This is a genomic window from Phenylobacterium sp. (genome assembly GCF_016793285.1).
GTDB lineage: Bacteria > Pseudomonadota > Alphaproteobacteria > Caulobacterales > Caulobacteraceae > Phenylobacterium.
Genome location: NZ_JAEUMO010000019.1, coordinates 1 through 6588 on the forward strand (window position 1 = coordinate 1; position 6588 = coordinate 6588).

Annotated in this window: 9 protein-coding genes; 5 read left to right on the top strand and 4 right to left on the bottom strand. The window is 69.8% G+C overall.

Annotated features, from left to right (window positions below; all coding sequences use genetic code 11):
• A partial coding sequence (locus JNL41_RS02410; RefSeq protein WP_293472674.1) for a PepSY-associated TM helix domain-containing protein occupies positions 1-904 on the top strand: 904 nt, incomplete at its 5' end.
• 141 nt (positions 905-1045) lie between these two features.
• The gene (locus JNL41_RS02415; RefSeq protein WP_293472675.1) at positions 1046-1666 is read left to right on the top strand and encodes a PEPxxWA-CTERM sorting domain-containing protein; all 621 of its coding nucleotides are present in this window, start codon (positions 1046-1048) and stop codon (positions 1664-1666) included.
• A gap of 7 nt (positions 1667-1673) precedes the next feature.
• Here the strand turns inward: JNL41_RS02415 and JNL41_RS02420 are convergent, their stop codons facing one another.
• Complete coding sequence (locus tag JNL41_RS02420) at positions 1674-2441, bottom strand: SDR family oxidoreductase (protein WP_293472676.1); 768 nt, start codon at positions 2439-2441, stop codon at positions 1674-1676.
• A gap of 168 nt (positions 2442-2609) precedes the next feature.
• Positions 2610-3458 (bottom strand): alpha/beta hydrolase, encoded by an 849-nt coding sequence (locus tag JNL41_RS02425; protein ID WP_293472677.1) that lies wholly within the window; start codon positions 3456-3458, stop codon positions 2610-2612.
• 128 nt (positions 3459-3586) lie between these two features.
• Here JNL41_RS02425 and JNL41_RS02430 point away from each other — a divergent pair, with 128 nt between their 5' ends.
• The 3 genes from JNL41_RS02430 to ptsN all read left to right on the top strand — a co-directional run bounded on the left by JNL41_RS02430 (position 3587) and on the right by ptsN (position 5419).
• Positions 3587-4210 (top strand): exopolysaccharide biosynthesis protein, encoded by a 624-nt coding sequence (locus tag JNL41_RS02430; protein ID WP_293472678.1) that lies wholly within the window; start codon positions 3587-3589, stop codon positions 4208-4210.
• Between the two features lie 32 nt (positions 4211-4242).
• Positions 4243-4869 (top strand): ribosome-associated translation inhibitor RaiA, encoded by a 627-nt coding sequence (gene raiA, locus JNL41_RS02435; protein WP_293472682.1) that lies wholly within the window; start codon positions 4243-4245, stop codon positions 4867-4869.
• Positions 4870-4954: 85 nt separating this feature from the next.
• A complete protein-coding gene (gene ptsN / locus JNL41_RS02440) occupies positions 4955-5419 on the top strand; it encodes a PTS IIA-like nitrogen regulatory protein PtsN (protein ID WP_293472679.1) in 465 nt (154 codons plus the stop codon).
• Between the two features lie 187 nt (positions 5420-5606).
• Here ptsN and JNL41_RS02445 read toward each other — a convergent pair whose 3' ends face one another.
• Both JNL41_RS02445 and JNL41_RS02450 read right to left on the bottom strand, forming a co-directional pair.
• Positions 5607-5864 carry a DUF1150 family protein gene (locus JNL41_RS02445; protein ID WP_293472680.1) on the bottom strand — a complete coding sequence of 86 codons (258 nt, stop codon included), beginning with the start codon at positions 5862-5864 and terminating at the stop codon, positions 5607-5609.
• A 110-nt stretch (positions 5865-5974) separates the two neighbouring features.
• Entirely contained in the window at positions 5975-6400 is a 426-nt protein-coding gene (locus JNL41_RS02450) for an Hsp20 family protein (protein ID WP_293472681.1), read from the bottom strand.
• Positions 6401-6588: the final 188 nt, after the last annotated feature.

Sequence of the window (6588 nt, forward strand, 5' to 3'; positions counted from 1 at the left end):
GCCGGCGGAGCTGGCCGGGATCATCGCACTGTCGGAGGCCCGGTTCGGGACCGGGACGATCTCGTCGATCGTCTTCGCCTCGCCCGACGCGGCCTGGAGCGAAGTGCGGCTGGCCGACGGCCATCACGCGTGGGTGGATCACCGGGCGGGCGTGGTGCGCGAGTTCACGCAGGCGGACTGGGCGATCGAGTGGGTGTTCGACCTGCATCACCAGCTGCTGAGCGGCGACACGGGTGAGCTGGTGGTGGGCGGCGTCGGGCTCGCGACGGCGCTGATGGCGGTGAGCGGGCTCATCCTATGGTGGCCGGCGCGGCGGAGTTTCACGGCGGCCGTGGTCCCGAAGCGGAAGGGCCGGGCCGGGTGGCTCGCGGCGCACCGGGACCTGGCGGTGATGGCGGCGCCGATGGTGTTCGTGAGCACGCTGACCGGGGCGACGATGGCGCTGCCGGACCTCTCGCGGCCGCTTTTCCAGGCGCCGGCGCCGAAAGGGCCGAAGGTGGCGGTGGCCGCGTCGGGCGCCACGAACTGGCCGGCGGCGTTGGCGCAGGCCCAGGCGCGGTTCCCGGGCGCGGTGGTCCGCATGGCGATCCCGGCGCGCAAGCCTGGACAGGCCGCCTCGTTCCGCATGCGCCAGGCCGGCGAGTGGCACACCAACGGGCGCACGACGGTCTTCTTCGATCCTGCCGACGGTCGGATCGTCTCGGCCTATGACGCCATGGCGCAGAACACGGGCGCGCGGGTCTACAACTCGGCCTGGCCCGTGCACACGGCGCGCTACGGCGGGCCGGTCTGGAAGGCACTGATCATCGTGGGCGGCCTCAGTTTGGCGGCGCTCGCCCTCTACGGCGGCGAGGCCTACCGCAGGAAGCTGTTCCCGGCGCGGCGGCCCCCGATCGGGGGATGAGGGGCCCGGCCGCCGGGACCAGGATCATGGAGAGAGGCCTGCGCGTGTGCGTTGAGGGCGCTCACGCGCCAGGAGTCTGGCGTTGTTCTACGATCGACGTTCGGCGACGGTGCGCCGAAAGCTCTGCTGGGGATGCTTGCAATGACCTTTTCCGCCCGCGGCGTCGCCGCCTGGACCTTCGGCGCGCTCTGCGCCACGACCCTCGTCGCCACGCCGGCCGCGGCCGACGCGGTGCTCATCGATTTCGAGGAGGTCGGCGTCGAGAACTCGGTGTTCCCCTACTACACGCAGCAGGGGTTCCAGACGCAGGGGTACGACTTCAGCGACAACAGCGACGTCGTGGACGTCGACTACTACGTCCACGGCACGGGCCACAGCGGCCAGTTCGCGGTGCTGAACGACTACACCGGCCCGATCGATCTCATCAAGGTGGGCGGCGGGACCTTCACGCTCACCAGCTTCTGGTTCCGCAACTGGGGCGTCAACGACACCTTCGAGGGCTCGGTGACCGGCTACCTCGGCAACGACGTCGTCGGCAGCGCCAATCTGAGCTTCAGCAACAACTGGACCTTCGCTGCGGCGAACTTCGCCTCGGTGGATCGGGTCACGTTCAGCGGCAACAGCTTCATGCTGTTCGACGACATCTCGATCGACGGGGGCGTCTCGACGGCGGTCCCCGAGCCGGGCGCCTGGGCGCTGATGATCCTGGGCTTCGGCGCGGCGGGCGCGGCCCTTCGGCGTCGCCGCCTCGTCGCGGCCTAGTTCGAAGCTAGAGGTTGAAGCCGCCGGTCGCCTCCAGGCGCTGACCGGTGAGCCAGCGGGCGTCGTCGCTGCAGAGCAGAGCGACGACCCCGCCGATGTCGTGGGCGTCGGCGAGGCGGCCCATCGGGGTCTGGGAGATCACCATCTGCTGGACGCCTGGGTTGTCGCGGATGAAGCCGCCGTTGAAGTCGGTGGCGACGCCGCCGGGGGCGACGCTGTTCGAGCGGATGCCGCGCGGGCCGTACTCCTTGGCGACGTAGCGCGAGAACACCTCGATGGCGCCCTTGCACGAGGCGTAGAGGCCGTAGTTGGGGACGTTGTAGCGGTCGGCCGCGGCGGTCACGAACACCACGCCGCCGCCGTCGTTCATCATCCGCAGCACCTTCTGGGTCAGGAAGAAGACGCCCTTGAAGTGGACGTTCGCGAAGGTGTCGAAGTCGGCCTCGGTCACCGCGTCGAGCGGGATGCCGCGGCCGATGCCGGCGTTGTTGACCAGGAAATCGAGGCGCTCGGCGCCGTCGAAGGCCTCGGCGATCGTCGCCTGCGCCTGGGTCACGAAGCCGTCGAGGCCCGTAATGTCGGTGAGGTCGAAGCGGAGCGCCGCGGCGCGGGCGCCCAGCGCACGGATCTCGCTCACGACCGCGTCGGCCTCGGCGGCGTTGGAATTGAACGTCAGCACGACGTCGGTGCCCATGCGGGCCAGCGACAGGGCCATGTCCTTGCCGAGGCCGCGGTTGCCGCCGGTGACGAGGGCGATCTTGTTGGCCTGGGCCATGTCGGGTCTCCGGTCCGGGCCATCCGGACGGGCGACGATCTAGTCGCGCGCCCGTTGTGCGACTAGCTGAGCGTCGGCGCACAGACTGTGCGGATGACCGCACAATCTCATGCCGCTCATCCCGGCGAATGCCTGGCGAATGCCGGGATGAGCGGGAATTTGATGTGACTACCGCCCGGCGTGACGGTCGAGGAAGGCGAAGACGGCGTCGTTGAACGCGTCGTTGCGGTCGCCCGCGACCATGTGGTCGGCGTCGGCGATGTCGGCGAACTCGGCGTGCGGCACGAGTTGCAGGAAGTCGTCCACGCCCTCCTGCGAGAGCACGTCGGAGAGGCGTCCGCGGACCAGCAGGGTGGGCGCCCGCAGCCCGCGGGCGGCGTCGCGCAGGCCCTCGGTGTCGCGCCGCGGACGGTCCCGCTCGCCGAACATGCGCGGGTCCCAGTGCCAGTAGTAGCGGCCGTCGCGGAGGCGGAGATTGCGCAGGAGGCCCGAGGTGTCCTTCGGGCGCTTGCGGTGCGGCAGGTAGGCGGCGACCGCGTCGGCGGCCTCGTCGACGCTGGCGAAGCCGTCCGGGGCGCTGTGCATGAAGGCCAGGATCTTGTCCGTGCCGGCCGTGTTCACGGTGGGCGCGATGTCGACCATCACGAGCCCCGCCAGCGGGTGGCCGAGCGCGGCGTAGCTGAGGCTGGCCATGCCGCCCAGCGAGGCGCCGACCAGGAACGGCGGCGCGTCCAGGGCGTCGGCGAGGGCGCGGATGTCGCCGGCGTGGGCGGCCATGCCGTAGTCGGCGCCGGGCGACCAGCCGCTCTCGCCGTGTCCGCGCAGGTCGGCGCTGATCATCCGGAAGCCGCGCCGGGCCCCCTCGGCCAGCGCGCCGCCCCAGGCCCCACGGGTCTGCCCGCCGCCGTGCAGCAGGATCACCGGGGCGCCGTCGGCCGCGCCGGCGACGTCGGCGGCGATCTCGACGTCGCCGCTCGCGACGCGCAGGAGCTCCAGGGTCGGGCTGAGGGCGTTCATGGCCCCAGCGGTAGCGAACCTGCCCCTAGGGAGGGGAAGCCCCGGCGGCGGCCTCCGGGAACCTTCACCGTCATAAAACGCGTTCCGCCACTTGGCGCAGCTTCACAGAACCGCCAGATGGAACGTCCATGCCCGAGTCGCCTGAGAACCAGCGTCCCCTGTCCGCCGTCCTGGCGGACGTCGCCTATCACGAGGGCGAGCGGATCTCGGTGGCGGAACTGACCCAGCTCTTCGGCGGCCGCGCGATCGGGGCCCTGCTGTTCGTGTTCGGGCTGGCGTGCATCCTGCCGCTGCCGCCGGGCGCCACGACGATCTTCGGCCTTCCGCTGGTGCTGCTGGCGCCGCAACTGATCATCGGCGCGGCGGCGCCGTGGCTGCCCAGCGGGATCAGGAACCGCACGGTCTCGACCGCCGACCTGAAGAAGGGGCTGCCCCGGCTGGTGGGCGCGCTGCGCAAGGTGGAGGCGGTGTCGAAGCCGCGGCTCACCATCCTCTTCGGTCCGGTGGGCGAGCGGCTGATCGGCGTGGTGGTGCTGGGGCTGTCGCTGGTGCTGATCCTGCCGATCCCGGGCGGCAACATGCTGCCCGCCCTGGCGGTCTCGGCCCTGTCGTTCGCGCTCATCCAGCGCGACGGACTGATCGCGCTCCTGGGCTACCTGATCGCCTTCGTCAGCGCCTCCGTCCTGGTCGCCGCCGCTCACATTATCGTCAGGATGTTCGTGCATGTCTGGTCGGTGATTTCGCCGGCTTGACACCTTCCGCGACCGGGCGCGTTGTCATCGGTATGCAAGTCCAAGTCACCGGCAAACATGTCGATGTCGGCGAGGCTCTGCGGACGCGAGTCTCGGACGAACTCTCCACCTCCATCCTGAAGTATTTCGATCGCGACGGCGGCGGCGCCGACGTGGTCGTGAGCCGCGAGGGAACCGCCTTCAAGGTGGACTGCGCGGTCACGCTGGCCTCGGGCCAGCAGCTCACCACGCATGGCGTAGGGGGTGACGCGCACCTCGCCTTCGATGCGGCGCTGGAGAAGATGTCCAAGCGCATCCGGCGCTACAAGAACCGGCTCAAGGACCATTCGCTGGCCGCCAGCGCCAAGCAGGCTGAAAGCGCCGCCTACTTCGTCATCGCCGCCAGCGAGGAGGGCGACGACGACCTCGACGAGGGCGCCGCCGGCCAGGCCTTCCCCGAGCCCATGATCATCGCCGAGACGGAAAAGCCCATCCGTCAGATGACGGTTTCCATGGCGGTCCTCGAATTGGACTTGACCGAGGCTCAAACAATCGTGTTCCGGAACGCCGCGCACGGCGGACTTTCGGTGGTATATCGCCGCCCCGACGGGAACATCGGCTGGATCGACCCGGAGAGGACGAAGGCGAGCAACGGTTCTGCCGCGGAACCGGCGCACTAGTTGCAAGGCTGGCCAAGGGCTTCGCCGCCGTCTCCGCGAGGGCGGCGGTCCTTGGTTCGAGGATTGGGGTTAGTTCTTCAAGACCATGAACATCGGTGATCTGCTGGATCGCACCGCGATCTCGACGCGCGTGAGCGCGGCCAACAAGAAGAAGGCTCTGGCGGTCATCGCCGAGATCGCGGCGCGCAACTTCGGCCTCGACGCCGGCGACGTGCTGGACGCGCTGACCGAGCGCGAGGCTGCGGGCTCGACGGGCGTCGGTCACGGCGTCGCCGTGCCCCACGCGCGGCTCTCGGGCCTGGAGCGGATGCGGGGCGTCTTCGTGCGTCTGGAGGCTCCGATCGAGTTCGAGGCGGTCGACGACCAGCCGGTCGACCTGCTGTTCGCGCTGTTCGCCCCGAAGGACGCCGGCGCCGACCACCTGCGGGCGCTGGCCCGGGTCTCGCGCCTCCTGCGCCAGAGCGATCTGCGCGAGCAGCTCCGCAAGGCGCGCTCCGCGGATGCGGTCCACGCGCTACTCGTGCAGGACGCGCACCGGCCGGCGGCTTAGCACCCATCTCCACGTCAGCGGGGACTCAATCACCTTGGAGCCGCGGAATACGCGGAAAGAAGGTCAGGGCTCCTTCCGCGAAATTCCGCGGTTCATCAGATCGGAAGGCGCCGCTGCGCGGCCTCTCCCAAACGAAAACGCCGGCCTTGAGGGCCGGCGTCTCCATTCAAGCGATGGTTGTGGCCGCCTAATGCACCGACACCGGGGCGAGTTCGTGGGCGAGGGCGGCGGCCATGGCGGCGTCCCGGTCGGTCAGCACCGCAAGGCGTTCGCCGTCGGCGCGGTGGACCGCGTACAGGGTCTGATCCGGATCGAGCTCGAAGCTCTGGATCTGTGCGGCCGGCGTCGACGCGATGATCTCGGCGGCCTTGATGGGCCGCACGTAGACGAGATTGGGCGCGCCCAGGGCGGCAAAGGCTTCAGTCGTAAGAACAGGCGTCATCATGACCACCTCCGTGAAACTCAACGCTCCGAAGGGCCGCGGGTTCACGCGCCCTTCTTCTGACAGGGACCCGGGGAATTCCGGCGTCCCGTTCGGCAAGACTTCGATCGACCTCAGCCGACGGTCCGGATCGGGATGCTGAGCACCTGCTTTTCCGGTTCGGGCCGGGCCAGATCGATGTGGAGCAGGCCATGCTCCAGAGTGGCGGCTTCGACCACCATCCCGTCCGCGAGCACGAAGCTTCTGACGAAGCCTCGGGCGGCGATGCCGCGATGGAGGAAGGCGTCTTCGGATCGTCCCGCGCCGCCCGCGTCGCGCCTGCCGGCGATGACGAGCTGGCGATCTTCGACCGTGACCCTGAGCTGGTCGGGCGAGAAGCCGGCCACCGCCAGCGTGATGCGCAGGGCGCCGTCGCCGCGGTCCTCCACGTTATACGGAGGATAGCTCTCGGCGGCCGCCTTGGCCGCCCGCTCGATCAGGCTTCGGGTATGCTCGAAGCCCAGCAGGAACGGGCTGTCGAAGATCAGGCTGCGGTTCATTCCAAAGAGGCCTCGAAGAAGCGACTCCCCGGCCGATGCGCCCCCGCGAGGCACGCCCCGACCGGACACCGTTCAGATGGGAATTCAGCCACCCGGTTGCAATGCGCCGCCAGTTCGGGGGGCTCCTGCGCGGGGCGGCTCAGGTCCCGGCGCCGGCGCGGAACACCCACAGGCGCATGAGCAGGAAC